This window comes from Okeania sp. SIO3B5, assembly GCF_010692555.1.
Classification (GTDB): domain Bacteria; phylum Cyanobacteriota; class Cyanobacteriia; order Cyanobacteriales; family Microcoleaceae; genus Okeania.
Genome location: NZ_JAAHHG010000096.1, coordinates 1 through 26,619, shown reverse-complemented (window position 1 = coordinate 26,619; position 26,619 = coordinate 1). Strand labels below are relative to the sequence as shown.

37 protein-coding genes and 1 pseudogene are annotated in these 26,619 nt (G+C 39.6%); 3 read left to right on the top strand and 35 right to left on the bottom strand.

All coding sequences use genetic code 11. From position 1 onward, the window contains the following. Window positions 1–104: 104 nt before the first annotated feature. The 35 genes and pseudogenes from prfA to rplC form a co-directional block, all read right to left on the bottom strand. A complete protein-coding gene (gene prfA, locus F6K54_RS15370) occupies window positions 105–1,214 on the bottom strand; it encodes a peptide chain release factor 1 (protein WP_293078908.1) in 1,110 nt (369 codons plus the stop codon). A 383-nt stretch (window positions 1,215–1,597) separates the two neighbouring features. After that, window positions 1,598–1,849, bottom strand: coding sequence for a 50S ribosomal protein L31 (gene rpmE / locus F6K54_RS15365; protein ID WP_124143144.1), 252 nt, complete (start codon window positions 1,847–1,849; stop codon window positions 1,598–1,600). A 768-nt stretch (window positions 1,850–2,617) separates the two neighbouring features. After that, on the bottom strand, window positions 2,618–3,028 hold the full coding sequence (rpsI, locus tag F6K54_RS15360; protein WP_124143143.1) for a 30S ribosomal protein S9: 411 nt from the start codon (window positions 3,026–3,028) through the stop codon (window positions 2,618–2,620). Next, entirely contained in the window at window positions 3,028–3,483 is a 456-nt protein-coding gene (gene rplM / locus F6K54_RS15355) for a 50S ribosomal protein L13 (RefSeq protein ID WP_293078905.1), read from the bottom strand. Before rplM ends, rpsI begins: the two co-directional genes overlap by 1 nt. A 182-nt stretch (window positions 3,484–3,665) precedes the next feature. Continuing rightward, window positions 3,666–4,466 (bottom strand): tRNA pseudouridine(38-40) synthase TruA, encoded by an 801-nt coding sequence (gene truA, locus F6K54_RS15350; protein ID WP_293078903.1) that lies wholly within the window; start codon window positions 4,464–4,466, stop codon window positions 3,666–3,668. A 21-nt stretch (window positions 4,467–4,487) separates the two neighbouring features. Continuing rightward, entirely contained in the window at window positions 4,488–4,838 is a 351-nt protein-coding gene (gene rplQ, locus F6K54_RS15345) for a 50S ribosomal protein L17 (RefSeq protein ID WP_293078901.1), read from the bottom strand. 168 nt (window positions 4,839–5,006) lie between these two features. After that, window positions 5,007–5,948: a DNA-directed RNA polymerase subunit alpha gene (locus tag F6K54_RS15340; protein WP_366558143.1), complete on the bottom strand. Its 942-nt coding sequence runs from the start codon at window positions 5,946–5,948 to the stop codon at window positions 5,007–5,009. A 44-nt stretch (window positions 5,949–5,992) separates the two neighbouring features. Beyond that, window positions 5,993–6,388 (bottom strand): 30S ribosomal protein S11, encoded by a 396-nt coding sequence (rpsK, locus tag F6K54_RS15335; RefSeq protein WP_293078897.1) that lies wholly within the window; start codon window positions 6,386–6,388, stop codon window positions 5,993–5,995. Between the two features lie 617 nt (window positions 6,389–7,005). Then, window positions 7,006–7,224 (bottom strand): hypothetical protein, encoded by a 219-nt coding sequence (locus tag F6K54_RS15330; RefSeq protein ID WP_293078895.1) that lies wholly within the window; start codon window positions 7,222–7,224, stop codon window positions 7,006–7,008. A gap of 82 nt (window positions 7,225–7,306) precedes the next feature. Then, the gene (gene rpsM / locus F6K54_RS15325) at window positions 7,307–7,690 is read right to left on the bottom strand and encodes a 30S ribosomal protein S13 (RefSeq protein WP_293078893.1); all 384 of its coding nucleotides are present in this window, start codon (window positions 7,688–7,690) and stop codon (window positions 7,307–7,309) included. Between the two features lie 88 nt (window positions 7,691–7,778). Then, window positions 7,779–7,892 (bottom strand): 50S ribosomal protein L36, encoded by a 114-nt coding sequence (gene rpmJ / locus F6K54_RS15320; protein WP_287522657.1) that lies wholly within the window; start codon window positions 7,890–7,892, stop codon window positions 7,779–7,781. Between the two features lie 104 nt (window positions 7,893–7,996). Continuing rightward, on the bottom strand, window positions 7,997–8,221 hold the full coding sequence (gene infA / locus F6K54_RS15315; protein WP_008191178.1) for a translation initiation factor IF-1: 225 nt from the start codon (window positions 8,219–8,221) through the stop codon (window positions 7,997–7,999). A gap of 233 nt (window positions 8,222–8,454) precedes the next feature. Beyond that, a complete protein-coding gene (locus F6K54_RS15310) occupies window positions 8,455–9,042 on the bottom strand; it encodes an adenylate kinase (protein WP_293078891.1) in 588 nt (195 codons plus the stop codon). Beyond that, window positions 9,042–10,382: a preprotein translocase subunit SecY gene (gene secY / locus F6K54_RS15305; RefSeq protein ID WP_293078889.1), complete on the bottom strand. Its 1,341-nt coding sequence runs from the start codon at window positions 10,380–10,382 to the stop codon at window positions 9,042–9,044. Before secY ends, F6K54_RS15310 begins: the two co-directional genes overlap by 1 nt. A 250-nt stretch (window positions 10,383–10,632) precedes the next feature. After that, a complete protein-coding gene (rplO, locus tag F6K54_RS15300; RefSeq protein WP_287241296.1) occupies window positions 10,633–11,085 on the bottom strand; it encodes a 50S ribosomal protein L15 in 453 nt (150 codons plus the stop codon). A 128-nt stretch (window positions 11,086–11,213) separates the two neighbouring features. Beyond that, window positions 11,214–11,750, bottom strand: a complete 537-nt coding sequence (gene rpsE, locus F6K54_RS15295; protein WP_293078885.1) for a 30S ribosomal protein S5 — start codon at window positions 11,748–11,750, stop codon at window positions 11,214–11,216. Between the two features lie 51 nt (window positions 11,751–11,801). Further along, the gene (gene rplR, locus F6K54_RS15290; RefSeq protein WP_293078883.1) at window positions 11,802–12,158 is read right to left on the bottom strand and encodes a 50S ribosomal protein L18; all 357 of its coding nucleotides are present in this window, start codon (window positions 12,156–12,158) and stop codon (window positions 11,802–11,804) included. Between the two features lie 3 nt (window positions 12,159–12,161). Next, window positions 12,162–12,701, bottom strand: a complete 540-nt coding sequence (rplF, locus tag F6K54_RS15285) for a 50S ribosomal protein L6 (protein WP_293078881.1) — start codon at window positions 12,699–12,701, stop codon at window positions 12,162–12,164. A gap of 247 nt (window positions 12,702–12,948) precedes the next feature. Beyond that, entirely contained in the window at window positions 12,949–13,350 is a 402-nt protein-coding gene (gene rpsH, locus F6K54_RS15280) for a 30S ribosomal protein S8 (RefSeq protein ID WP_293078879.1), read from the bottom strand. Window positions 13,351–13,379: 29 nt separating this feature from the next. Then, window positions 13,380–13,925, bottom strand: a complete 546-nt coding sequence (rplE, locus tag F6K54_RS15275; protein ID WP_293078877.1) for a 50S ribosomal protein L5 — start codon at window positions 13,923–13,925, stop codon at window positions 13,380–13,382. A 95-nt stretch (window positions 13,926–14,020) separates the two neighbouring features. Beyond that, the gene (gene rplX / locus F6K54_RS15270) at window positions 14,021–14,392 is read right to left on the bottom strand and encodes a 50S ribosomal protein L24 (RefSeq protein WP_293078875.1); all 372 of its coding nucleotides are present in this window, start codon (window positions 14,390–14,392) and stop codon (window positions 14,021–14,023) included. Continuing rightward, window positions 14,393–14,761: a 50S ribosomal protein L14 gene (rplN, locus tag F6K54_RS15265; protein ID WP_202225079.1), complete on the bottom strand. Its 369-nt coding sequence runs from the start codon at window positions 14,759–14,761 to the stop codon at window positions 14,393–14,395. A 94-nt stretch (window positions 14,762–14,855) separates the two neighbouring features. Beyond that, window positions 14,856–15,104 carry a 30S ribosomal protein S17 gene (rpsQ, locus tag F6K54_RS15260; protein ID WP_293078873.1) on the bottom strand — a complete coding sequence of 83 codons (249 nt, stop codon included), beginning with the start codon at window positions 15,102–15,104 and terminating at the stop codon, window positions 14,856–14,858. A gap of 265 nt (window positions 15,105–15,369) precedes the next feature. Next, window positions 15,370–15,675 (bottom strand): 50S ribosomal protein L29, encoded by a 306-nt coding sequence (gene rpmC, locus F6K54_RS15255; RefSeq protein WP_293078871.1) that lies wholly within the window; start codon window positions 15,673–15,675, stop codon window positions 15,370–15,372. A gap of 3 nt (window positions 15,676–15,678) precedes the next feature. Then, window positions 15,679–16,092, bottom strand: coding sequence for a 50S ribosomal protein L16 (gene rplP, locus F6K54_RS15250; RefSeq protein WP_293078869.1), 414 nt, complete (start codon window positions 16,090–16,092; stop codon window positions 15,679–15,681). Between the two features lie 187 nt (window positions 16,093–16,279). Next, a complete protein-coding gene (gene rpsC / locus F6K54_RS15245; protein ID WP_293078867.1) occupies window positions 16,280–17,008 on the bottom strand; it encodes a 30S ribosomal protein S3 in 729 nt (242 codons plus the stop codon). Window positions 17,009–17,061: 53 nt separating this feature from the next. Beyond that, window positions 17,062–17,418, bottom strand: coding sequence for a 50S ribosomal protein L22 (gene rplV, locus F6K54_RS15240; RefSeq protein ID WP_293078865.1), 357 nt, complete (start codon window positions 17,416–17,418; stop codon window positions 17,062–17,064). Between the two features lie 37 nt (window positions 17,419–17,455). Continuing rightward, entirely contained in the window at window positions 17,456–17,731 is a 276-nt protein-coding gene (gene rpsS, locus F6K54_RS15235; RefSeq protein ID WP_124145128.1) for a 30S ribosomal protein S19, read from the bottom strand. Between the two features lie 137 nt (window positions 17,732–17,868). Further along, complete coding sequence (gene rplB / locus F6K54_RS15230) at window positions 17,869–18,732, bottom strand: 50S ribosomal protein L2 (RefSeq protein WP_293078863.1); 864 nt, start codon at window positions 18,730–18,732, stop codon at window positions 17,869–17,871. Window positions 18,733–18,796: 64 nt separating this feature from the next. Next, window positions 18,797–19,108 carry a 50S ribosomal protein L23 gene (locus F6K54_RS15225; RefSeq protein WP_124145130.1) on the bottom strand — a complete coding sequence of 104 codons (312 nt, stop codon included), beginning with the start codon at window positions 19,106–19,108 and terminating at the stop codon, window positions 18,797–18,799. Further along, window positions 19,092–19,730: a 50S ribosomal protein L4 gene (gene rplD, locus F6K54_RS15220; protein WP_293078861.1), complete on the bottom strand. Its 639-nt coding sequence runs from the start codon at window positions 19,728–19,730 to the stop codon at window positions 19,092–19,094. Before rplD ends, F6K54_RS15225 begins: the two co-directional genes overlap by 17 nt. A gap of 283 nt (window positions 19,731–20,013) precedes the next feature. After that, entirely contained in the window at window positions 20,014–20,181 is a 168-nt protein-coding gene (locus F6K54_RS15215) for a zinc ribbon domain-containing protein (RefSeq protein ID WP_293078859.1), read from the bottom strand. Beyond that, window positions 20,147–20,281, bottom strand: coding sequence for a hypothetical protein (locus F6K54_RS15210; RefSeq protein ID WP_293078857.1), 135 nt, complete (start codon window positions 20,279–20,281; stop codon window positions 20,147–20,149). Before F6K54_RS15210 ends, F6K54_RS15215 begins: the two co-directional genes overlap by 35 nt. Beyond that, a pseudogene (locus F6K54_RS42945) lies at window positions 20,274–20,375 on the bottom strand (hypothetical protein); the annotation flags it as partial. The pseudogene F6K54_RS42945 and the gene F6K54_RS15210, both read right to left, overlap by 8 nt. Before the next feature lie 168 nt (window positions 20,376–20,543). After that, window positions 20,544–21,227, bottom strand: a complete 684-nt coding sequence (gene rplC, locus F6K54_RS15205) for a 50S ribosomal protein L3 (RefSeq protein WP_293078856.1) — start codon at window positions 21,225–21,227, stop codon at window positions 20,544–20,546. Window positions 21,228–22,621: 1,394 nt separating this feature from the next. On the opposite strand from rplC, the gene F6K54_RS15200 reads away from it, so the two are divergent. The 3 genes from F6K54_RS15200 to F6K54_RS15190 form a co-directional block, all read left to right on the top strand. Further along, window positions 22,622–23,098, top strand: a complete 477-nt coding sequence (locus F6K54_RS15200; RefSeq protein WP_293078854.1) for an NAD(P)H-quinone oxidoreductase subunit N — start codon at window positions 22,622–22,624, stop codon at window positions 23,096–23,098. A gap of 68 nt (window positions 23,099–23,166) precedes the next feature. Further along, window positions 23,167–24,387, top strand: a complete 1,221-nt coding sequence (gene ldpA, locus F6K54_RS15195) for a circadian clock protein LdpA (protein WP_293078852.1) — start codon at window positions 23,167–23,169, stop codon at window positions 24,385–24,387. Between the two features lie 559 nt (window positions 24,388–24,946). Next, the coding region (locus F6K54_RS15190) for an AAA family ATPase (RefSeq protein ID WP_293078850.1) at window positions 24,947–26,619 on the top strand (1,673 nt) is incomplete at its 3' end.

Here is a 26,619-nt window from a genome sequence, read left to right as displayed (position 1 = left end):
TTACCTCATAACAACGGAAACCGCTGTAAGTTTTCTAAGCACAGGAAAAAATAAGAAAAATTCGCCCTCTTCAGGGCGAAGCTTGAATCCAATTTTTTTGTCAATTACACTGACATCGGGGTAGATGTAGATGCTGCTAACTCTTGCAAACGTTCCTGCTGATCTTGAGTAATACAAGCTTGAATTACATTTTCGATATCTCCCTCCAGAAGAGGTGCAAGAGAAAAGTTCTGACTCAAGCGATGATCTGTCACCCTATTATCCTTATAGTTATAAGTCCGAATTTTTTCTGAACGGGAACCAGTACCTACTTGCGATCGCCTCATCGAACTAACTTCTTGTTGTTGCTCCTGTAGCTTCATCTCATAAAGTTTAGCTCGTAAAATTTGCATTGCCCGCTCTCTGTTTTGTAGCTGACTGCGCTCCTGAGTACAGAAAATTCTAATTCCGGTGGGTTTATGAAATAAATCTACAGCAGTTTCCACCTTGTTCACATTTTGTCCACCTGCTCCACCAGAACGAGCAGTTGTCAGTTCAATATCTTTTGCATCTATCTCAACTTCCACATCATCGACTTCAGGCATAATAGCCACCGTTGCCGTTGAAGTATGTACCCTCCCACCTGCTTCTGTTACTGGAACTCTTTGAACCCGATGAACCCCTGCTTCAAACTTCAGCTTACTATAAACCTGTTCTCCCTTAATCTCTAAAATCGCTTCTTTAAAACCTCCCATATCTGCTAAAGATTCACTTAGTAAACTCACCTTCCATTTTTGAGTTTCTGAATAACGGGAGTACATTCTCACCAAGTCCCCTGCCCAAATACTCGCTTCATCTCCTCCTGTACCAGCTCTAATCTCCAACATAATATTCTTATCATCGTTGGGATCTCGTGGTAGTAGGGCAATTTTCATTTGAATTTCCAGAGATTCCAGCTTGGCCTCCAATTCCTGTACTTCCATTCTGGCCATCTCTTCCATTTCTTGGTCGCCACCAGCTTCTTTCAATATTTCCTTAGCATCAGCTAATTCTTCCTGAGTATTTTTCCACTCTTCATAAGTATTTACCACTTCTTCTAATGAGGAACGTGCTTTAGCTACTTTTTGGAACTCAGTTGGATCTTTTGCAATATCTGGATCTGCTAAACGTAGAGTTAACTCATTGTAGGTTTGCTCAACGGATTTTAATTTTTCTAGTAAATATGTTTCAGCCATTGTCAGTTGTCCCTTGTCTTAATTAGTATTTTATTTATGGGGGATTTTTTGTGAGATGTTGATATTAATTGTTGTCTATAAAATAACCGAAAAGCGAGGTTGAAAGCCCCGTGTTTTAAGCGGGGAATGAAAACAAGCGAGTCGTTGAGACTAGACAACTTTAGTTATCCTGTGTTATTCTGTAGACAGAAAGCTAGGGTTAAACTTAAGCCGACTGTGTAGGGGCACAATGAAATTGTCCCCAAAGAGTATATCTTTAGTCAGCTAAGAAAAAACTAAGCAACATGAATTTATCCTGTTGCGTAGTATCAACTTAGAATCCCCTCGGCAACAGCTGCGGGGAGTAGTCAAAGACAACTAATTAAGGACAATTGACATTCCAGCTATTTTTTATCCTTACTCTTTTTAGATTTAGAGCTTTTCCCTCCATCTTTCTTACTATATTTACGCATAAATCTCTCAACTCTTCCTTCAGTATCAATAATTTTTTGAGTACCTGTAAAAAAGGGATGATTTCCCGACCAAACATCAACATTAATCTCTGGTTTTGTAGAACCAATTGTCATTACCACTTCACCATTACAGTAAACTTTGGCTTCTGGATACCACTCAGGATGAATACCAGCTTTAGGCATTTTCTTTACTCTACTTAAAATTACAAATATTTTTATGTACTATTTTAACTTATTCTACTGAATTATTACAGTAGCTTCTGTGTAGAAATAAATCTTATCCTAGTAGCCTATCTAGCTTTAAAATGTTGGTAAGTTTGAGAAAATGAATACCTCTCCCAACCCCCCTTTCAAAGGCTATCCCTTATAAGGAACTCCTAAAACCCTGTAGATGGGGAGATGGAGGGAAAAAGCTTCTAATTAGGGTTTGCTGATTAAATATCAAAGCATTGACAGATAAAGGTTGAGCGCATTTTTTGGTCTAAAAAAGTGCCAGCTTTTCAGCTCAAAGAGCTGCATAAAGCTAGTATTTTGGGACGATTATGGCAGAAAAATCACTCTTACAATTTTTCCGACTACCTCCTAATTAATTCCTCGTTCCTCCTGTCTCCTTTCTCCTGTCTCCTGTCTTCCCCTCTTCCCCTCCTGGGAGGGGTTAGGGGTGGGTTGTCTCCTACCCCTACTAAAAGACTTTTTCAGCAAACCCTAATTAAATACGTTTACTCTCCCGGAATACCCATTAAATGGCTAATACATAACTTCTATCTTTTGTCAAGTTTTATGTTAAGAAAGATTTTTATAAACCATAGCCTTTCTAAGGGGATTGAGTAGTTAGATTTTACTCACAACTTTAGTCTAGACGCACTACTAGATAATTTAATAAATCAAAGCCATATAAAATTTTTTGCCAATTATCACAAATTTGTAACAATTGGCAATTTTGTTAAAATATCATCGTTTGGAATATTGAGGTGCTTTACGAGCTTTGCGTAAACCATACTTTTTCCGTTCTTTAGCCCGGGGGTCGCGAGTCAAATATCCTTCTGTCTTCAGAGGTTTACGATTATCTGGGTCTAACTGGCACAAAGCTCTAGCAACGCCTAACTTAATAGAATCAGCTTGTCCAGTCAACCCACCTCCTGTGGCTTTAACTAGAATGTCATACTCATTTTCCAAACCTAAAGTCTCTAATGGAGCTTTAGCAGATGATAAATAACCATGATTATATTGTAGGTATAACTCACCATCCTTGCCATTAATAATCAATTTGCCTGTACCTGGAACTAGACGTACTGAAGCGATCGAAGACTTACGACGACCAGTACCCCAATACATAGCACGGCCACTTTCTTTTGCTTGCATTATTTTTGTTCTCCTGGAATAGTTTGAATAGTTAACGTTTCAGGTTTTTGAGCTTGGTGAGGATGGTCAGGCCCTGGATAAACTTTTAGTTTAGTATGAAGTTTTCTTCCCAGAGAATTTTTTGGTAGCATTCCGTAAACTGCCTCCTCAATAATTCTTTGAGGCAAACGAGCTTGCAACTTAGAAAAAACCTCTGTTTTCATGCCTCCTGGCCTTCCTGAATGGCGACGATAAAGTTTCTGACTACTTTTTTTACCAGTTACATCCACCTTTTCAGCATTAACGACAATTACAAAATCTCCTGTATCGAGATGTGGAGTATAAGTAGGTTTATTCTTACCCCTAATAATCATCGCAATAGCAGTAGCTAATCGCCCTAAGCGTTGACCTTCCGCATCAATAACATACCATTTTGGCTCTAGAGAATTCAGTGGTGGAACGTATGTTGTATTCATAATCTACTTAATTTAGTTATTTTTTTTTAAGAAGCGGTCATTTCAGTTATCAGTTATCAGTTATCAGTTATCAGTTATCAGCTTTTTAGAGGGTAATTTAATTAAATCAATTCAAGATATGAAATCAACAATTTCATCCCCCTATTCCCTATTCCCTATTCCCTATTCCCTATTCCCTGACTTCAAAAAATAAATTTCGGCATATTATTATACCAAACTTCTTGAGTAAAAGGAAATTCCAGATAACCAACCCGCAATAAACAGAGGCCACTAGCCGGAGCTGAGTGCTTCACAACTTCCCTTCTTTGATTAACCCAGATATCTGTAAAACTTTCCAGAGATAGCTTCTGTTGACCCACTTGAATAAGTAACCCCACCAATAATCGCATCATTCCATATAGAAACCCACTAGCTTGAACCTCTATATGAATAAATGGTCCCTGACTTTCACACTTAACCTCTTGTACATCTACCCAAGAATGAGGACGAGAAGAGCCAGCTCTTTGAAAAGCAGCCAAGTGATGACGGCCAATTAAAGGATTCAAAGCAGCTTGAATCAACACTGGATCTAATGGTGCTTGATAGTAATGCCAGACAAAAGGCATCACAAACAAATTAGGCCGTTTTTCTGTATATAGAGTGTAGCGATAACGCCGCGAAGTTGCAGAAAACCGAGCGTGCCAGGTAGATTCGACTTGAGCAGAACTGGCGATTAAGATATCATTAGCCAACCGTGAATTGAGAATAGTAGCCCATTTATGGGCAGGAATTGGGCCTGGAACATCGAAATGAGCTACTTGTGCTGCGGCATGAACTCCCGCATCTGTTCTTCCTGCACCATGTAATATTACAGGCTGGTTAACCACAGAAGAAATAGTATTTTCAATCTCTTCTTGTACAGTTCGTTGATTTGGCTGTCTTTGCCACCCATGAAAATGAGTGCCTTGATATTGAATTACAAGAGCAACACGCTGAAGTGACATACTCCCATATAACTATAGACCTTAAACCAGTTCAATAATTGCCATTTCTGCATTATCTCCACGACGGCGAACAGTTCTTAAAACACGGGTATAACCTCCATTACGAGAACCGTATCTATCCTGTGCCCCCTCAAATAGAGAGTGAACTAGCTTCTTATCATAGATATAACCTAAAGCTTGTCGGCGAGCTGCTAACGATCCATCCTTTGCTAAGGAAATCATTTTTTCTGCTTCTGACTGTACAGCTTTAGCACGGGTTTTTGTGGTAGTAATTTTACCATGACGGATTAATTCAGTGGCTAGAGACCGCAGAAGAGCGCGACGCTGATCTGCTGGTTTTCCTAGCTTTGGAACACGACGACTATGACGCATGACTACTTTGAGTATCTAAAATATTTGAACGAATGTTTTCGATTTGTTTTCCGTACTGCTACTAACAGCTTCAAAAATTCGGTTGGTCATCTTTGAAAGCATAGTATTTCAGATTTACATTTTTGATGCCATTGACAAAAACTGGTTTGAATTTCTAACTTTTGGCCTCTAAGTAGCTTTAGCAACTTTTTCTTGAGGTAAAGTTATCCCCAAGCGTTTCTGTAAAGCTTCTATAACTTCCTCAGCAGATTTTTGACCAAAGTTTTTGATCTCTAAAAGGTCTTCTTGACTGTACTCCAGTAGATCTGCAACAGAGTTAATTTGCGCTCTTTTCAGACAGTTATAGGCCCGAACCGATAGTTGTAATTCTTCTATTGGAATCTGACTTGTTGGATCTGTAGGCTCTCCTGATGGAGGCTCTGCCATATTAGTAATATCTTTGAGTGGCTCAAACAAACTCATTAAGATACTAGCAGCATGACTCAAAGCATCTTGAGGTGTGTAACTACCATTAGTCCAAACTTCCATAATGAGTCGGTCTTCTTCTGCAGATCCACCTATACGAGCTTCAACTGTATAGTTAACCTTACGAACTGGCATAAAAATGGCATCAATTTGCAGAAAATCAAGAGCTGTAACATCATCGCGAGTACGATCTACCGCTCTATAACCAGTCCCTTTCTCAATTCTGAACTCCATCTCCAGAGTTGAACCAGGGGATAGAGTAGCCACATATTGACTGCGATCGATTATTTCCACCTCCGAAGGTACATCAAAACGATCTGTAGTTAATGTTGCTGGCCCATCTATCCTGACTCTACCAATTTGTGGTTGGTTGGAATGGCTTTTGAGAACAACCTCTTTCATATTCAGTAGGATCTCTAGAACATCTTCCCTTACCCCTTTGATTGTGGCAAACTCATGATTAACCCCAGCTATCCTCACTGATGTAATGGCTGTTCCTTCTAAGTTAGATAGTAGAACTCGCCTCAGTGCATTACCTACTGTTGTCCCTTGACCGCGAGCTAATGGCTCTATAATAAATTTTCCATACTGACTACGATCTTTGTCAGTTTTAGATTCTATACACTCGTAATGAAACTGCGCCACGGAGTGACCTCCCTTGAACATTGAACCCAGAGTTAATAATTTGATTAGACTCTACGCCGTTTTGGTGGACGGCAGCCATTGTGAGGAATTGGGGTAATATCTCGGATCAAGGTGATCTCTAGCCCTGCCCCTTGTAAAGCCCTAATAGCAGTTTCTCTTCCTGCTCCAGGACCACTAACCATTACTTGAATCTGACGCATTCCTTGGTCATTAGCTCGACGTGCTGCGCTTTCTGCGGCTGTTTGTGCGGCAAAGGGAGTTCCTTTTTTTGCTCCTTTGAAACCACTAGAACCTGCTGAAGCCCAAGAAATTACTTCACCGTTCAAGTCAGTAATAGTTACAATTGTATTATTGAAGGTAGACTGAATGTAAGCCACCCCACTGGGCACATTCTTTTTTTGCTTTTTTGCACCTGTTTTTTTACCTGGTTGTCGTGCCATATTTGTCTTTATGAGTGGTATCTCAAAGTAATAATGTACTTTTCTCAGAACAAGTGGACTTATCTCTAATCTTAATCTTATAAGAATTGTTTGCTTTGATATAGCGTTAAAAGTTATGCTATATCCTTAAAGTTACTAGAAATATTGTGTTTTGGTTTTACATCACAGATTGTCTGAGAAATAAGCTTTTTTTTTGTTGGCTATTGAGTTTTTAAATGCTATACTTTTAGAAATAGCAATAGCCACGTTTTGTATTTGAAAACAAAATCCTAGTCTACATAGTCAACTTAGTTAATGTGATGATTTTTTACCAGACCGAGTTTTTACTTTTAGTAGAAAAGCTATAGATATCTATAGTTATAATATCTAAGATAGCTAATCTTTTGTGTTTCAAAACCAAGGTAAAATTTTTTCACCTAAGTCAACAAACTTAACTAGAAATAATTCTTTTGTCTCCTTGATTTAAGAGTGTAATGAGACAATAACAATTGATTTTCAGAGTTGATAATCTAAGTTGATGAATTTACTTTCAATTTGACTAAATCACATCAATTTGTTTGTACTTAATTGACCTCTCCCCGGCTTAAAAGCGCAAGGATTCTCAACTGTTCCTAGGATTAGGGGCTAAAGCCATACCTCCTAGCTTTTTTAGTTTTGGTTTCCCAGAACCGAAATCTGGTAGCAAGGGTCAAAACTTGCCTACAGACCTTGACTAGGTTTATACCTAATTGTTTCTCTACTTTTCGTTCGCGAAGTGTGCCGGAGGCAAGTATGTTCCCTGCACTATTACTATTTAAGTAAGCGTTAACCAATAAACCTTTACCAGTTTGATACATCCGACGTTATTTTTCCCGCCCTTTAGTGAGCTAGGTCTCTACGTAGATTATAATAGCTTTACATAAAGATACAAACAAACTTCTATTTCTTCGCACTAGCTTTTTTCTTACCAGCTACAGTTCGACGTACACCTCTACGAGTTCTGGCATTGGTGCGAGTCTGCTGTCCTCTAACTGGTAGACCCATCCTGTGCCGACGACCCCGGTAAGTACCAATATCCATCAACCGCTTGATGTTCATGGCTTCCAATCGTCTCAGGTCTCCTTCAACTTGGTAGTTATTCTGAACCGTAGAACGAAGTGCTGCTATATCAGCATCACTTAAATCCTTAACACGGGTATCAGGATTTACACCCGTTTCATCTAAAATTTCTTGAGACCGAGATAGTCCAATTCCATATATGTATGTCAGACCAATTTCTATACGCTTATCGCGTGGGAGGTCTACTCCTGCAATTCGTGCCACTTTACTTTATCTCCATCACCTTAAAATTAAACTTAAACTAGGTTAATTACTAGGCAACAAATAATCTGATGCCTGTGTCGAAATATGCTTAACCCTGACGTTGTTTATGTTTGGGATTAACGCATATAACCATTACTCGTCCTTTACGACGAATAACACGACACTTTTCACACATTTTTTTGACAGATGCTCTAACTTTCATGCCTTATTATGGCAATACTACAAATTTAGTATTGTATCATTTAATAATGTTTTCAGCAAGTAGATTATCTCTATACAAATTATTGAGTAGAGATATGATAGTTACTACTTTTTCCTTAGCCGATATGTAATTCGACCTTTTGTCAAGTCATAAGGTGTTAACTCTACCTTGACTCGATCGCCTGGCAGAATTTTGATGTAATTACGACGGATTTTTCCAGAAATATGAGCTAGCACATTAAACCCATTATCTAGGTCCACTCTGAACATAGCATTCGGTAGGGACTCCGTCACTGTACCCTCCATTTCTATAAGATCTTGTTTTGCCAACTGTTAATCACCTCAACCCTGCAAGTTACCAATTTATATTCGGAACAGCCTGTTATTTCAGGTGATTCCCCTCAACATATCTTATCAAAAATTTGTGATTTTTAGAGGTTATTGAGGATGAGCGATAATCATATCTCTAAATATTTAGCTGGCATCAACAGCTTCAACTATCTATAGCTAATTTGAGGGTTGAAAAAGTCGATCGAATCCAATTTCTATTTACCTTGTGACGCTCATCTAATAGCTTGTTTTAGAAAATTAGTCACAGAATCAATGGAATTATTTCCATCTATAGTAACTAGCTGTTGACGTTCTTTGTAAAATTCAATCAAAGGTTCTGTTTGTTGATGGTAGACTTTTAAACGATTTGTTATGGTTTCCTCATTATCATCTTGGCGACCTCTTGATAATAAGCGACTGACTAAAACCTTATCTGGAACTTGTAAATTTATGACCATCAAAGAATTACTAATTTCAGCTTTTTCTTCTCGAGTGTCATTTCCAATTTTACTTGCAGATAAAAGTTTTTCTACAAAATCTGCTTGAGTCACATTTCTCGGAAAGCCATCTAAAATCCAACCATTTTGAGCATCATTTTGTTTCAGTCTCTCTTCAACCATGTCAAGGATGAGTTGATCGGGAACTAATTCACCTTTGTCCATGTATTCTTTCGCTTGTAAACCCAGGGATGATTTTTCTGCCACATTATTGCGTAAAATATCACCTGTAGAAATATGAGGAACTTGGTAAAAATCTGCTATTCGAGATGCCTGTGTTCCCTTGCCTGCCCCTGGCGGACCTAAGAATATCAGTTTTACCACTATTGCTTCACCATTCCTTCGTATCTCTGAGAGATAACATAAGTTTGAATTTGTTTTGCTGTGTCTATAGCTACACCTACTAGAATTAACAGAGAGGTAGCTCCTAATCCTCTAAAAGTAGGTACACGAGTTGCACTTTCTACTGCCGTAGGAATAATTGCTACTAAACCAAGGAAAATAGCTCCTAGGAAAGTCAACCTATTCAAAACTTTCTCTATATAATCGCTAGTAGTTTTACCTGGGCGAATACCTGGGATACTTGCCCCCATTTTCTTCAGGTTCTGCGACATATCCACTGGGTTCATAATTAGGGAAGCGTAGAAATAGCTGAAGAATAAGATTAGAACAAAGTAAAATAGAGCATATAACCAAGGAGTCGGGCCACTAGGACTTATAGAAGTAATAATCTGAGATAAAAGTGGATTGTTAGAAAACTGAGCTAAAGATACAGGTAATATAAGGACGGCAGAAGCAAAGATAATTGGCATTACTCCACCCTGATTTAATCGTAAAGGTAAATAGCTTTTTGTTTCCCGATAAAGTTTTCTACCTACTTGGCGGCGAGCTGAAAGTATAGGAATTCTGCGGCTTCCCTCTTGTACAAAGACAATGCCTACAATCATCACTAGGAATACTAGAAGCAGAACAATCGCACGACCGACGATAGCACGGTCTCCTCCTTCAAACAATTTAATAGTGTCGCCCAGTGATTGAGGTAATACAGCCACAATATTGACAAATATCAACAATGATGCTCCATTACCAATTCCTCTTTCTGTAATTAATTCAGATATCCACATCACAAACATGGAACCTGCTGTAATTGCTAAAATAGTCTTAGCAATAAATAGAGGCCCTGGACTAATAGCTACACTTACCGATGAGCCATTAATTTCTACAGATGAACTATTCAGAAATATTGCTAAACCAAAGCTTTGTAAGACCGACCAACCCAAGGCCACATAGCGAGTGATTTGAGAAATTTTACGACGTCCTGCTTCACCTTCATTCTTCTGCAGATTTTCTAAACTGGGTAAAGCTGCTGTCATCAATTGAATGATGATCGAGGCATTAATATAAGGTATGATACCTAATGCAAAAATACCCAATGCCGAGAAACCTCCACCAGAAAATAGGTCAAGAAATCCAGTTAAAGCCTGATTTCCTATACTTGCTTCAAAAGCACCTCTATTTATTCCTGGTACTGGTAAGTAAACACCTAGACGCACCAAAAGAAGTAAACCTATTGTCACTAGCAGTCGCCCCCGCAACCCTGCTGCTTGGGCCATCTGCAAGAATGTTTCTTGAGCAGTTGGTGACTTTTCTCTACTAATGTCCATACTTATTTGAGATTTATATTTTATATTTTTGATTTTAGCAAAATTAGGTAGAATCCTCCGCTTCTAGAGATTTTGTTTGTTTGAAAACCAAGGTTTTTCTTCAACTAAAGCTTTTGAAACTCTACTTGAGATAACCTGAAAAAACTAGAAAGTTTACTGAAAATCATGAAGAAAAAAGAAAAAAAATCCTTCTAACCAATCCTCTTAAATTTATAAGAAAAGGTAATTCTAAATTCTAAATTCTAAACTCTTAATTCTTACCTATTTGTTCGCAACTACCACCTGCTGCTTCTATTTTGGAACGAGCTGTAGCTGTAAAACCTATAGCATGAACATTTAGTGCAACATTCAACTCTCCATCTCCGAGGACTTTGAGCGGTCCATCATTACTTGTAATAATTCCCGCTTCCATTAGAGAGGCAAGAGTTACCTCTGTGTTTGTTGGTAATGATGCCAACTTACCCACATTGATAATTGTATATTTTTTCCGATTTACCATCGGAAAACTTTTTAACTTTGGCAAGCGACGATAAAGAGGATTTTGACCACCTTCAAAACCCGGTCTAGTACTGCTACCAGACCGAGATTTTTGACCGCGCATCCCCTTACCACAGCTTGCGCCTTGACCTGCTGAGATGCCTCGTCCTAATCTACGAGGGCGTTTCTGAGAACCTTTTTTAGGAATTGCATCTTTTAATCTCATATTGTTTTATCTTGCCACCGATGAATTTGCCATTAAGATCAAGATTCAAATTTTATCTGTATCTTTTGCGGATTTAATACCCCACCATCAACAGGGGTGCTTAAAACTGCCTGTTGCCTGTTCCCTGCTTAAGCATATAGATGTTCCACAGGTAGGTCTCTTTCTTGAGCAACATCGGCCAATGTCCTCAAAGCAGATAAGGCGTTAACAGCAGCTCTAGCATTGTTTAATGGATTATTAGACCCTAGCTGTTTGGCTAATATATTCTGAACACCTGCTAGTTCAAGAACTGTTCTCACAGCTCCTCCCGCGATAACTCCCGTACCTGGTGCTGCTGGTCGCATCATTACTTTAGCTCCACCACCAACACCATTTACAGGATGGGGAATAGAGTTAGATTTTGTGAGAGGGACTTCTACTATATGTTTTTTGCCATCCGCAACTCCTTTCTTTACAGCACCAATAACATCTGCTGCTTTACCCACTCCTACGCCTACTTGACCTTTTTCATTGCCTATGACAACGATAGCCCGGAAACTCAGGTTTTTACCACCTTTAACAACTTTAGTGACTCGGCGAATTTGGACAACCCTTTCCTGCCATTCACTTTCTTTCTCTTTTGTACGGTTATTTTTTTTACGACGCTGCTGTTGTTGTTCTGCCATAGTTGTTACCTTTTGTCAAGTTCTTTTTTTTTGTGTAACTTTACTAATTATCTAGAAATCTAATCCAGCTTCACGAGCTGCCTCAGCTAAAGCTTTTACACGGCCATGATAGATATTTCCACCACGGTCGAAAACTACTTTTTCTATTCCTTTTTCCAGCGATCGCTGTGCAATTAATTTTCCTACTTGCACAGAAGCATCACAGTTAGCTCCTGAACTTGATTTTAATTCTGGTTCTACAGTTGATGCTGCAGCTAAGGTATGTTGTTTAGTATCATCAATTACTTGAGCATAGATATGCAGATTTGAGCGAAATACTGATAATCTAGGGCGTTCTGATGTACCAAATACCTTTTTTCGCACCCGACGATGCCGCTTTCTGACAGAGTCTTTACGAGTATACTTCATTGTCTATTTTTTACCTGATTTACCTGCTTTGAGTTTAATCATTTCACCTGCATAGCGAATACCTTTGCCTTTGTATACTTCTGGTGGACGAACAGCACGAATTCGCGCAGCAGTATTTCCTACCAATTCTTTATTGATGCCAGTAACAATTACATTAGTATTATTTTCTACTGCCACCTGAATACCTTCCGGAGAAGGCATTTCTACTGGTTTACTGTAACCTACGTTTAAAATCAAGTTCTTGCCTTGAACTTGAGCACGATACCCTACACCTTGAATTTGTAGTCGCTTTTCATATCCTTTTGATACGCCTTCGACCATATTGGCAACTAGAGTTCTAGATAGACCATATTGCTGACGAGCACGGCGAGTTTCACTTTGTGGTTTAACCACAATAGTGTCTTCCTGCTGCTCAACAGCTATTTCTGGGGACAGAACTCTAGACAGTTCACCTTTCGGGCCTTTTACTGTTACTTTTTGACCATCAATGGTAACGGTCACTTTCTTGGGAATCTTGATTGGAAGCTTACCAATTCTAGACATAGCTTTCTTTGTATATATATTAGGTTGCTAGATATTGTTTTCTTTCGGTTAGTGAATAGCTCTCGAACAGACCTCTTGCAAAATTTTTAATTACATCAATTCAAGACACGAAATCAACAGTTTTACCAAAAAAAAAAGTGGTTTCAAGCTTCCTTTTTTACAGAGATAAAAAGAAAAAAACTTTGAGTTGATCCTGTTCTTTTAAAGGATAGGTAATTATTAATTATTAATTATTAATTATTAATTATTACCAAACATAACAAAGGACTTCTCCTCCGATGCCTCTTTTTCTAGCTTCTCTATCAGTCATAATTCCACTGGATGTGGAAATAATAGCTATTCCTATTCCACCTAAAACTCGTGGTAATTCTTTACGATTTTTATATACCCGGAGTCCAGGTTTACTAACTCGCTTCAGATATCTAATAATGGGTTGTCTATTTTTGCCTTTGTATTTTAAAGAAATTACTAAGAACTTCTTAATACCTTCGCCTTCTTGTTCAAACCCACCAATAAAACCTTCCTCGCTCAATACTTTGGCAATACTGCGAGTCATCTTTGTTGCTGGAACTTTTGTTGTTGTATGTTGCGCCATGCAGGAGTTGCGAATTCGCGTCAACATATCTGATATTGTGTCGTTAGCCGCCATTTTTTCCTTTTTTCCTTAACTACTTTAAGTTAATTAGTCCGAAAGGGCATTCCCATTTCTTTAAGTAAGGCGCGGCCTTCCTCATCAGTTTTAGCTGTAGTAATAATTGAAATGTCCATTCCCCGAATTTGATCGATACTGTCATATTCTATCTCTGGAAAAATTAGCTGCTCTTTTAAGCCTAAGCTGTAATTTCCTCGACCGTCAAAGCTTTTAGGATTTGTGCCTCTAAAGTCTCTAATTCTAGGTAATGCTAAATTAATTAGTCGGTCTAGAAATTCATACATTTTTCCAGAGCGTAGAGTAACCATAACTCCTACTGGCATTCCGTTACGGATTTTAAATCCGGCGATCGCTTTTTTTGCCCTAGTCACTACTGGTTTTTGACCTGTAATTGTGGCTATTTCTTTGATTGAGGAGTCTAGAGCTTTAGCATTTTGAGATGCTTCCCCTAAACCCCGGTTCAATGTTATTTTAACCAGTTTTGGTACCTGGTGAATATTTTTATACTTAAATTGCTCCATCATTTTGGGAACAATTTTTTCTTGGTAAAAACTCTTTAGTCTTTCTGCCATAGTTTTGGTAACTATTAGTTTAGTAATTTATGCAGTAAATAGTGATTTGACTCTGGTCTTTAATTTTCTAATTTTAACCATTATTTACTTAGTAATTAATCAATAATTTCACCTGTTTTTTTGAGCTTTCGCACTTTGCGGCCATCTTCTGTAAATGTATAACAAATGCGACTAGCTACCTTTTCTTTGTTAGAGTAGAGCATCACATTAGAACTATGAATAGGAGCTTCAATGTTAACAATCTTACCTGACTCTCCTTCTTGCTGAGGTTTAACGTGCTTTGTTTTGACGTTAATATCTTTCACTACTACTTTGCTAACTTTTGGCAACACCTTCATAATTTCGCTTACTTTGCCTTTATCTTTTCCAGCAATTATTTGAACTGTGTCACCTTTCTTAACGTGCATTTTATAGCGTATAGGTTTTCCCTGTGCGCTCATTTGAGGTTTTTTCTTTTTAGAAGCCATTTATAGTACCTCCGGTGCTAGGGATACGATTTTAGTAAAATTTTTGTCTCGTAATTCACGAGCTACTGGACCAAATACACGAGTTCCTCGTGGATTTCCATCCTGGTTGATAATTACTGCTGCATTATCATCAAATCTAATGCTCATACCACTGTCTCGACGTAAACCTTTCCTAGTACGAACAACAACAGCTCTCACTACATCTGACTTTTTGACCGCCATGTTAGGAGATGCGTCTTTGACTACAGCTATTATAACGTCACCTATGCGAGCATAGCGACGATTGCCACCACCTATTACACGGATGCACATTAATTTCCGGGCACCGCTATTATCAGCTACATTTAATATGGACTGTTGTTGAATCATTGCTGTTTTTGTGATGTTTTTATAGATGTGTTAGAATTAAAGTTAATTTATTTGTTAATTTTAATCGGTTTGCCAAGGCCAATAAAATCAACTATTAACTAATCTTGGTACTTAGGATCTCAGCAAGTTGCCAACGTTTAGTACGACTCATTGGACGAGTTTCTGTAATTCTAACGCGATCGCCTTCGTTACATTTATTTTCTTCGTCGTGAACTTTATATTTTTTAGTTTTCACGACTGTTTTGCCGTACTTCGGGTGGGCAGAACGGTTTTCGATCGCCACCACTATTGTTTTGTCCATTTTGTTGCTGACAACTACACCGACTCTTTCTTTAGCTGCCATAATTTTCCTTATTTTATCAATAATAAAGTTTGCTTGAGTTTTCCCGAGAAATACTTTGAAAATGTCAACAATTAATAATTTACTAATTGCTACATCTATTAAGTTTTTAATTTTTATCTTCTCAGTGGCGAGTTTAATACCCCACCGTCAATGGAGTTGCTTAAAATTGCTTGGGGTTATCAGACACGAAGTGGCCAATCATTGACTATCCATCAGCAATTTTCCCTTCTGCCTTCTGCCTTCTGCCTTCTGCCTTCTGCCTTCTTCAAGCTGGACTATCTGCTGTTTCAACATCTGCTTTTTCAACAGTTATAGTCGAAGATTCACTTGAAGCTGATTCTGCTACTTCTTGAGTAGAAGCTTCTGCTTCTTTTACTAATTCTCGTTCTCTTTCTATTGTTAACAATTGAGCCAGTCGATGACGGTTGTGTTTGAACAGATGAGGTTTTTCCAATCTTCCGGTAGCTTTTAACATCCGTAAATTGAACAATTCTCGCTTAGTGTTAACTATTTCAGCGACAAGCTCGTCATCACTCAAATTCCTCACTTCTTCTATTTTAGGAAAAGGCATAGATTAATCTCCATCGCGTGTAATAAACCTAGTCTTAATTGGCAACTTAAATGATGCTAAACGCATAGCTTCGCGAGCGATTTCTTCTGCAACCCCACCTAACTCAAACATAATGCGCCCTGGTTTAACTACTGCTACCCAATATTCTGGGGCACCTTTACCAGAACCCATACGGGTTTCTGCTGCTCGCATTGTCACAGGTTTATCTGGAAATATACGAATCCAAATTTTCCCACCCCTACGGATATAACGAGTCATGGCACGACGAGAAGCTTCTATTTGACGGGAAGTAATCCAAGAAGGTTCTAATGCTTGGAGAGCAAATTCGCCGAAGCTAATGGTATTGCCACTATTTGCATTACCTCTCATTCGCCCGCGTTGCTGTTTACGGAATTTTGTTCTTTTAGGACTTAACATAGTCTACTATTTTGTGCTTAATTTAGTATTTTCCTAGAAAGTCAGTTATGGCGCTACGCGCAATTCAAAAGTTAAAAGTCAAAAGTAATATCTGACTAAGGGCGAAATGTTTTTGGATAGTTGCTCGCGCATACCCGTTACAAATTCTGAATTCTGAATTCTAAATTCTAAATTCTGAATTCTAAATTCATCCTTCGTTAGACCTGTCTTCATATTGCTGACGACGTTTTTGTTGTCTACGTTTTAGTTGATTTACTGGTGCATTTCCAACATCTTCTTGACCAGGAATAATTTCTCCTTTGAATATCCAAACCTTGATGCCCAGGATGCCGTAGATTGTTTTAGCAGTACAGTAGGCATAATCAATGTCAGCTCTCAATGTATGCAATGGCACACTACCTTCTCTTGTCACCTCGGTACGAGCAATTTCTGCTCCATTGACTCTTCCACTTACTTGTACTTTTATACCCTCTACCCCTGCTTTTTGAGCCCTAGTTATAGCTTGACGTACAACTCGACGAAAAGAAACCCTTTTTTCTAGTTGTTGAGCAATGTATTCACCAATAAGCATGGAATCAGTGTCTACTTTTGTCACTTCAACAACGTTGATTCTGATTTGACGGTTGCTTCCCAAAAGTTGTTGTAAACCTACTCTCAAAGACTCAATGCCTGCTCCGCCTCTACCAACCACTACACCTGGTCTTGCCGTGCTAACTTCTAAGTCTATCTGGTCTGCTTTACGCTCAATTCTGATTTGAGAGATGCCTGCATTTGCCAGAGTTTGCTTTACATATTTACGAATCTTGTGGTCTTCTTCCAACAGATCTGGGTAGTTTTTAGCATCAGCATACCAGCGAGAGCGATGCTCTTGGGTAATGCCTAATCTAAAACCAGTTGGATGTATTTTTTGTCCCATTACGTCTATAACTTAAATTAATTTAATCTAATCGTTCAAATTCCTTATCTTTACTAATCAACTACAGGAGCTACTGCAACTGTAATGTGACAAGTAGGTTTACGAATTCTGTAAGCACGACCTTGAGCACGAGGTCGATACCGTGGCAAACAAGGCCCTTGATCGGCAAAGGCTTTGGATACAATTAAGGTTTCTGGATCTATTCCTCTATTATGCTCGGCATTCGCTGCTGCTGAACGCAATGCTTTACGCACAGGATCACAGGAACGATATGGCATAAATTCAAGTATGATCAACGCTTTCCGGTAAGAGATGCCACGAATTTGGTCTAGTACGCGTCGCACTTTAAAGGGAGACATTCGGATGTAACGTGCTACGGCTTTTACTTCTTCACTGGTATCTACAGGCATACCTTTCTCCAATTATCAATTTCAACAAGTTTTCTATTTATCTTTTAGATTTTCTATCTGAACCGTGACCTCGATAGGTTCTAGTCGGTGCAAATTCCCCTAACTTATGGCCTACCATCTGATCGGAGATAAACACAGGGACGTGTTGCCGTCCGTTATGTACTGCGATCGTATGACCTACCATGTCAGGAATAATAGTTGAAGCTCTTGACCAAGTTTTAATTACTTGTTTTTGATTTTTCTCGTTTAAATCTTCTATTTTTTTCAATAGATGATCTGCGATGAATGGTCCTTTTTTTAATGATCGAGCCATAATTGAATTTATGATTGATTTAATACTATTCAAGTTAGAGGCGAAATGTTTTTTGGGGCTTGCTCAAATCCCCGTTACAAAAACAACTACTGACTTCTGAATTCTAAATTCTAAATTCTAAATTCTGAAGACTGATTTTAGCTTTGCCGTCCACCTTTTCCTCGTTTCGAGGATTTACGACGACGTTGTACGATTAAAGCATCACTCCGTTTTTTCTTCTTACGAGTTTTCATACCTAGTGCTGGCTTACCCCAAGGAGTAACTGGTCCGCTTCTACCTACTGGTGCCCGGCCTTCACCACCACCATGAGGGTGATCGACTGGGTTCATCACACTACCTCTAACTGTAGGTCTTTTACCTTTCCAGCGGTTGCGACCTGCTTTTCCTAAGCTGATATTTCGATGATCGACGTTGCCAACTTGGCCAATAGTGGCGTAGCAACTTCCTCTAACTTTACGTCGTTCACCAGAAGGGAGTTTGATTGTTACATACTCACCTTCTTTTGCTACCAATTGAGCAGCGGCACCAGCAGCACGAACTATTTGTCCTCCTTTACCTGGAACAAGTTCTACATTATGAACATCTGTACCCAGGGGAATTTGACTGAGTGGTAAGGCGTTGCCAATTTCTATTGGAGCGTTTATGCCAGAAATAATGGATGCACCAACTTTTAATCCTACAGGATGAAGGATATAACGTTTTTCTCCATCTTGATAATGTAGTAGTGCGATTCTGGCGTTCCGGTTCGGGTCGTATTCTACTGATGCTACTTTGGCCGGAATATTATGTTTGTTACGACGGAAGTCGATAACACGATATAGTTTCTTGCTACCTCCGCCTCGGTGACGACAGGTAATTATACCACGGTTGTTACGACCCTTTCGTCTATGCTTGTTTTTTACCAGGGACTTTTCTGGTTTTGAGCTAGTTATCTCAGCAAAGTCTGATACACTATGTTCTCGGGTACTTGGAGTATAGGGTCGATAGGAACGAATACCCATAATTAATTTTCTATGCCACTTGAGATTTTACAGATTTAAATATTTTAAATTTAGTTGAGTTTTCTTAGAGGTCTGGGAATAGAACTTTTCTAATTGGTTCTCCATCTTCTAAGCTGACAATTGCTCTTTTATATCTAGGTTTGAAGCCTTGAAATTTACCTACTCTTTTCTTTTTTCTTGGTAAATTTAGGGTATTCATACCTGTTACTTTTACTTCAAATAGTTGTTCAATTGCTGCTTTGATCATTGGCTTTGTTGCCCTTGGATCTACATCAAATGTGTATTGATTTAGTTCCATTAATCTAGTAGCTTTTTCTGTGACAACTGGGCATTTTACTATATCCACTAAGTCTCGTGAATCAACTTTTATCCCCATATATCTCCTGAATTTTCTCTATTGCTGCTGCGGTGGCTATGATTTTATCTGCTTCTAGAATATCGTAAATATTCAAGTTATTAGCTAGAGAGATTTTCAGTTTCGCAATATTACGACCTGACAGATATACATTTTCTTGTTTCTCTTCTAATACCAGCAGAACTTTAGATTCTGGTTCTACTCCCCAACGAGCGATCGCTTGGGCTAATTCTTTTGTTTTAGGTCTTGTTAATTGCTCGGAAATATTTTCGATCGCAATTAAGTCTTCTGAACGACTTTGGAAGGCGGTGCTGAGTGCTAGACGTTTTTCCTTGCGGTTCATCTTATGGGAGTAGTCTCTTGGTTTAGGACCAAAAATTACGCCACCACCACGCCATAGAGGTGAACGGATGGAGCCTGCTCTTGCTCTACCTGTTCCTTTTTGTCGCCAAGGTTTACGACCTCCACCTCTGACTTCCGATCTTGTTTTTGTGCTGGCTGTTCCTTGGCGGTTATTCGCCATTTGTAGTCTTAAAGACCTATGAACAACATGGGCTGCACTTTCTTCTTTAGCTACTCGTAAGTTAAGAGTTGCTTGTCCAACTTCTTCACCTTGCCAGTTTTTTATTACACAATCAACCATCTTTTTTCTCAAAAAAATTTTTTTTTCTTTTCCTTTATGTATGGGTTTAATACCCCACCGTCACCCACGGTGCTTAAAATTGTTTGGGGTGAGTAGACGCGGAGCGGCAGGTTGCCGTTCTTAGAAACCTATGATTATCTATATAAATCTATGATTTTCTATAAATAATCTGTTCTATTCCTGCTTCTACCTGGCAACGTCGGCGTTATCCAGTCCACAGGCTGTCACGGTCGAACTGACCGCCATAGCTAAATTTAACGCTGCATTTAAGTCTCAATCACAGCTAAAATTGCAGTGTTCGCATTTGAGCACGCGTTCTGATAAACACAGAGACTCGCGATTCAGTTCCACACCTACTGCAAGTTTTAGAACTAGGAAACCATCTATCCACAACGGTTAGTTGGGAACCATACAGCTCACACTTGTACTCGCGCCTGTCTGCGAAACTCATAAAAACCCATATCAGCAATAGCCTTAGCCAACTTATGATTTGCCATCATTCCTGATACATTAAGGTCTTTTATTACTATTTGACTGTGGTTTTTAGCCAAATAGGTAGGCGCGTTTATGCAATGTATCTTTTCTGATGTTGGCTATCCTACTATGTAGTCTAGCTACTTTTAGCTGTGTTTTTTTCCAGTTGTTCGAGAACTTTGCTGGTTTGTGGGGTGCAGTTCAGTATGATATCCAAGTAGCATAAACAGATAATCCCAGATTTTTATAGATAATACCAGATTTTAGCCAACAGTTACAAACCCTCCTATCCCCATACAATTTTCCCTTCTGCCTCCTGCCTCCTGCCTTCTGCCTTCTTCAATTTTGACCTACTATATTGGCTGGAGCAATGCTGACTAATGTGCCTGGTTTACCAGGAATGCTTCCTTTGATCAGCAATAAGTCTCTTTCTGTATCTATTCTCACTACTTTGAGTTTTCTAGTAGTGACTCGCACGTTTCCTAAATGCCCTGCCATTTTCTTACCTGGATAAACACGCCCTGGAGTTGTTCCCGGACCTGTGGAACCTGGTAAACGATGGTTTTTGGAACCGTGAGCCATTGGTCCACGTCTAAAGTTATGACGTTTCTGATAGCCAGCAAAGCCTTTACCAATACTTTTTCCTGTGACATCAACGAGTTGGCCTGCTTCAAATAGATCGACTTTTATTTGTTGACCCAGTTCAAAGTTACCTGTATTTTCTACTCTGTATTCTCGTAGATGACGTAAGGGAATACCACCTGATTTTACTAAGTGCCCTTGTTGAGCATTAGTCAAATACCTATTAACTTCTTTTGGTTCTTTGATATTGAGTTGACGGGTTTTATTTTTGGCTTCTCCATATCCTATTTGGATTGAAGTATAACCGTCTGTTTGTTCGGTTTTAATTTGGGTTACTACACATGGACCAGCTTGTACAACTGTTACAGGAATTGCTGCTCCTGTTTCAGCTTCAAATACTTGTGTCATGCCTAGTTTTTTGCCCAGGATACCAACTGCCACTGTCGCTCTCCTATACTTTTTTATCCACTACAACAATAATGTTTTTTTACTAGCTATCACCTATCATTCTAAAAATTTGTATTAGGTATCTGTTTGCAGAGCATTCCGTCAGGAAACGCTTTTTAATTAAAATAATTTATTTTTTTTACAGACAGTTTTGTACCTAACAAATAATTAATAAATCATACTATTTACACATAAATAATATTTTAAACTTATCCCGGTCTCTTAATTACAAAAGTGGTTAATTTCCTTACTGCTACTTAGGGTTTATCGCCTAAGTCTTTTGTTAGTAATACTTAACTTCTTTGACGTCTCCAGGGGTTGAAACACCCTGGATTCTGTGGTTAGTCCACCGTAAATGGGATAAATCCACATTTGCTTCAAGCCTATCAACAGACTCCTACACTCCTCGGCATAGAAAAAAATCTAGCTGTGAGCTTACTTTCTTTTTGAATAGCTGTCACAAGTGATTTTACTCGAAATGTTAGAGCAATAAATCGCTGCTCTAGCTGCCTGCTTTCAGCCATTGAACTAATGACTTAAGCTTGTATTCGTTTTGATTCTCATTTTTGTACTAGAGAAATTGTAGAACTAATACTCAGCATGACATTTACATCCTCCCGACGCTGCTCTACGAGAGAGCGCGGGATTCCTAACCATCGCGCTCTTAGGTCTTTCTGCTGCCTCTTGCAGAGGAGCTGCGCTAACAATGCACCAGCCTCTAAGGTCAAGCCTCTTTTCGCTCTAAAGGCGCGCTCCACAGACTGACACTGCTAGCCCAGCAGCCAAATTTTAAGTCTAACAAACTATTGGCATACGCCACGCAATTGATTGGTTTTCCCATCTCTATGCTCCTCTTTTGTTCCCCCCGCATCATCGGGGGGCTAGGGGGGATGGAGAGCGCGGGTCTTCAACCAACGTTTAGATAAAATATCATCGCTTACTGATAACGATAATATTTATGCTTACCAGCTATCTATATATTTTTTAGCTTTTTGTCTTTAGCTCTAGTTCTTAGCTTTATGGCCACCAGGACTTGAGTAGCTTGCTAATCAGTATCCTTTTTCTTCTAGGAAGTATAGAAACTTACACAACTAACTATTTCTTGATTTTTAGCCTTGAAATAGCTAGCCAAGTAATAAGTTACTAACCTTTGTATAACCCCAATCTAAGATTGAACTCAATCATAGGGTTGATATAGGCTATACTTACCCATTACTTCACTTTTTTTGGCGACAATATATAATTGTATAGTATTTACTAGGACTTGTCTAGTGGTTTAAATAATTTTTTTTGAGGTCGCTAGGAACACAAGTATCTTTGGTTTAAACAACTATAATGTAGACCAAATATAATAACCTAGAATCTAAAAATTAGGGACAAGATTGAGCATGGCACTGATTACGACTGGTCGAGGAATGATTAAGGATTTGGAGAAGTCTGGGTCTTTGGCCGTTTATGTTCCTTTGGAAGGAGGGTTTGAAGGGCGTTATCAACGTCGGTTAAGGGCTTCTGGCTATGTAAGTCACAATATTACTGCTAGAGGTCTTGGCGATCTGGCCATGTATCTGACAGGGGTACATGGAGTCAGACCTCCTCACTTAGGTAAGAAAAGTACGGGTAATGGCCCAGCAGTTGGTTATGTTTACTATGTACCGCCAATTGTGAGCTATCGATTGGAACAGTTACCACCTAAAGCTAAGGGTTTGGTTTTGTGGATTATAGAAGGTCAGATTCTATCTAGTCAAGAAATTGAGTATTTAACTGTCCTACCTAAATCAGAACCACGAGTCAAGGTAGTAGTGGAAATGGGTGGCGATCGCTTCTTTAGATGGACATCACTTCAAAATGCTTTGGTACCTAGCTAAAGAGTTTTTTGAGCTAACATTATTCTTTGTACTTCAAATTTTTTTGAGTTAAAGGCTACTATATAAGCGTGAGAGAACGCTATTATCCCCTAATTTCGCTAAAAAAAGGCCACTGGTTCAAGTTGATCTGTGGGGCCAGCTTTCAACATCTGCCAACAGTAAGAAATTTAACATTAGCTTATACTTTGGCAGGTGCAGATTGTATTGATGTGGCTGCCGATCCGGCGGCGATCGCTTCTGCTGGGCAGGCTTTACAGGTAGCAAGGGGCCTCAAAGATTGGGCCAATTCACAGGGATTTGGCTATCAAACAGCACCATGGATAATGGTAAGTATCAATGATGGAGAAGATCCTCATTTTCGCAAAGCTGAGTTTGACCCTACTGTTTGCCCCACAGACTGCTGGCGACCTTGTGAGAGAGTCTGTCCGGCAGATGCTATAGTTTTTTCTGAAGATAGAGATACTATAACTACTGGTAATTCAGGGGTTATAGATGAACTTTGCTACGGTTGTGGAAGATGTTTGTCTGTATGCCCTAAGCAACTAATACAGGCTCGCTCTTATGTATCTACTCCTACTTCTATTGCATCATTAGTATTGCAGACGGGTGTAGATGCCATTGAAATTCACACCAAAGTTGGAAGAGAAAGTGATTTTGAGCGACTCTGGAAAAGCATAAAACCTTGGGTAAATCAATTAAAACTAATTGCTATTAGTTGCCCTGATGGAGAAGGGCTAGTAGAATATTTACAAAGTTTGTACGAAATTATCTCTCCTCTTCCTTGTACTCTAATCTGGCAAACTGATGGTAAGCCGATGAGTGGAGATATTGGGGCAGGTAGCACAATGGCTGCGATCGCATTAAGTGAAAAGGTTTTGAATGCAAAACTACCAGGGTATGTACAGCTAGCAGGAGGCACAAATAATTTTACTGTAGCCAAGCTTGTTGCTAAAGGTTTGCTAGCTTCTGAAAATAACAAACAAGAAAATTCTACTAAAAATTTAAATACTCATATTCCGGAAAATAGATTTGTTGCTGGTGTAGCTTATGGTAGCTATGCCCGCGTTTTGTTGTCACCAATTTTAGAAAAATTAGAAAAAATGCACAAATCACAGCTGCAGGCAATTGAATCTGTCTACAGCACAACTAGCGTTAATGCTAAAGAACTCACTAATGATTCCCAGCTAACAAAGCTAGAAGTTTTACCGGAACTTCTTTGGGAAGCTGTCAGTTTAGCTAACTCTTTGGTTTCCCAAATCAAAAAAAGTCGGATCATCTCAGTAGAATGAGGAATTAGTAATGAATTTCCATGAACGAAGGCAGAAGGCAGCTATGCTGAGGGCAGAAGTCAAAATTACCCTTTCAAAGGGGGGTAGGGGAGATGCCCTACGCCTTTCCTGATATATCATCAGGACTTACGTCAAGGCACTATATATAATGGTTGCTCAGTTACGCTAGCGCTATATATAATGGTTGTTCAGTTACGCTAGCGCTTTTCATGTCGGCGACAGCCGAAACACACCCTACCAATAGCGTTCATGCGTAAGTTCCGATCGTATAGGAATGTGCGCTGGCATATTTACAAATTGCAGGAACTATCCAATAGCTAAAAGTCTTATATGATTCCTACGGAATGCTTGCGCAAATGGCTTTTGATTTCCCCCTATTGCCTCTCTTGGTGCCCATTCCCTTGCGTCTAGCCTCCTCCGGAGGAGCTGCGCTAACGCCGACGGGGGGTCGCACCGCTGTTGCCTATTGCCTGTTGCCTGCGCGCAGCGCTATAGTTTCAGTTTTTGCCTCAAAAGCTTTTTTCTCACCCAGTAGAATAGAAGTAACTTTTAACAAAGTATGCAGATTACAGACGACCTTAATAGATTACTAGAAATTGTACCAGACCAAATTAGACGGCCTCTACTGCAACATCAACAGCGAAATAACCTGATCGAAATTGTGATGGATCTGGGTCGTCTCCCAGAAGCTCGTTTTCCATCCCATGCAGAATACCTGGGCGAAATTCCTATTTCTAGAAAAGACCTCAATTATTCCATAGAACGAGTTGGTGATTTTAGCAGTGATAATCGAGCAGGTATTGAGCAAACGCTACACCGGATTAGTGCTATTCGCAATCGCACAGGAGAAGTTATTGGTTTAACTTGTCGAGTGGGGCGGGCAGTCTTTGGCACAATTGGTATGATTCGCGAGTTAGTGGAAACCGGAAGGTCGATTTTGATGCTCGGTCGCCCTGGTGTAGGAAAAACAACGGCACTACGGGAAATTGCACGGGTGCTGGCTGATGATTTAGAAAAACGGGTGGTGATTATTGATAGCTCTAATGAAATTGCTGGAGATGGAGATGTTCCTCACCCTGCTATTGGCCGTGCCCGCCGGATGCAAGTTGCTCGCCCGGAGCAACAGCATCAAGTTATGATTGAGGCGGTGGAAAATCATATGCCAGAGGTGATTGTGATTGATGAGATTGGTACGGAATTGGAGGCTCTGGCAGCGAGAACTATTGCAGAGCGTGGTGTACAGTTAGTGGGGACTGCTCATGGTAATCAGATGGAAAATTTGGTAAAAAATCCGACTCTATCGGATTTAATTGGGGGTATTCAGGCTGTAACTTTGGGAGATGATGAAGCACGACGTCGGGGTTCTCAAAAAACTGTTCTGGAACGTAAAGCGCCGCCAACTTTTGAAATTGCTGTGGAAATGTTGGAAAGACAACGTTGGGTGGTTCACGAGCAGGTGGCTGATACTGTTGATGCTTTGCTGCGGGGGCAGAAACCTAATCCACAAGTGAGGACTGTGGATGAGAATGGTGAGGTGAAGATTACACGAGAGTATAATGGTACTCCAAGATTGGGTGGGGGTGTTAGTCAGAATGCTGGTTCGCTATTGCGGCAGTCAGGAGAAGTTTTGACTTCTCGTAGTGGTTTTCGTGATTCTGGTTATATCGTGCCATTGCCTAATACGGGTCAGGTTAATCAACCAGTGGAGTTTTCTGAGGCTAAGTCTTTTGAAGAGTTGTTGGATGAGTCTTTCTCGGGAAATGGGATGTTTTCTAATGGAAATTCAGGGCGTTGGGAAGCTCAGGCAACGGGTCCGAATGGTGAGGATTTGCCTTTGCATATTTATCCTTATGCAATTCCACGTCATCAAATGGAACAGGTGATTAGTACTTTGGGTTTGCCTGTGGTTTTGACTAAGGATATTGATAGTGCAGATGTGGTGTTGGCTTTGCGAACGCACACCAGGAAGCAGTCTAAGTTACGGCATATTGCTAAGGCTCGTCATGTGCCTATTCATGTGATTAAGAATAGTGGTTTGCCTCAAATTGCTAAGGCACTGCGACGGTTATTGGATATGGAAGATCCTAACACTCCTGAGTTTGCTGATTTGAATTTGTTTGCTGCTTCAGCTTCGGAAGATGAGATGGAGGCTTTGGAGGAAGCACGGTTAGCAGTGGAGCAAATTGTGATTCCAAAGGGGCAACCTGTGGAACTTTCGCCACGGTCCCCAAA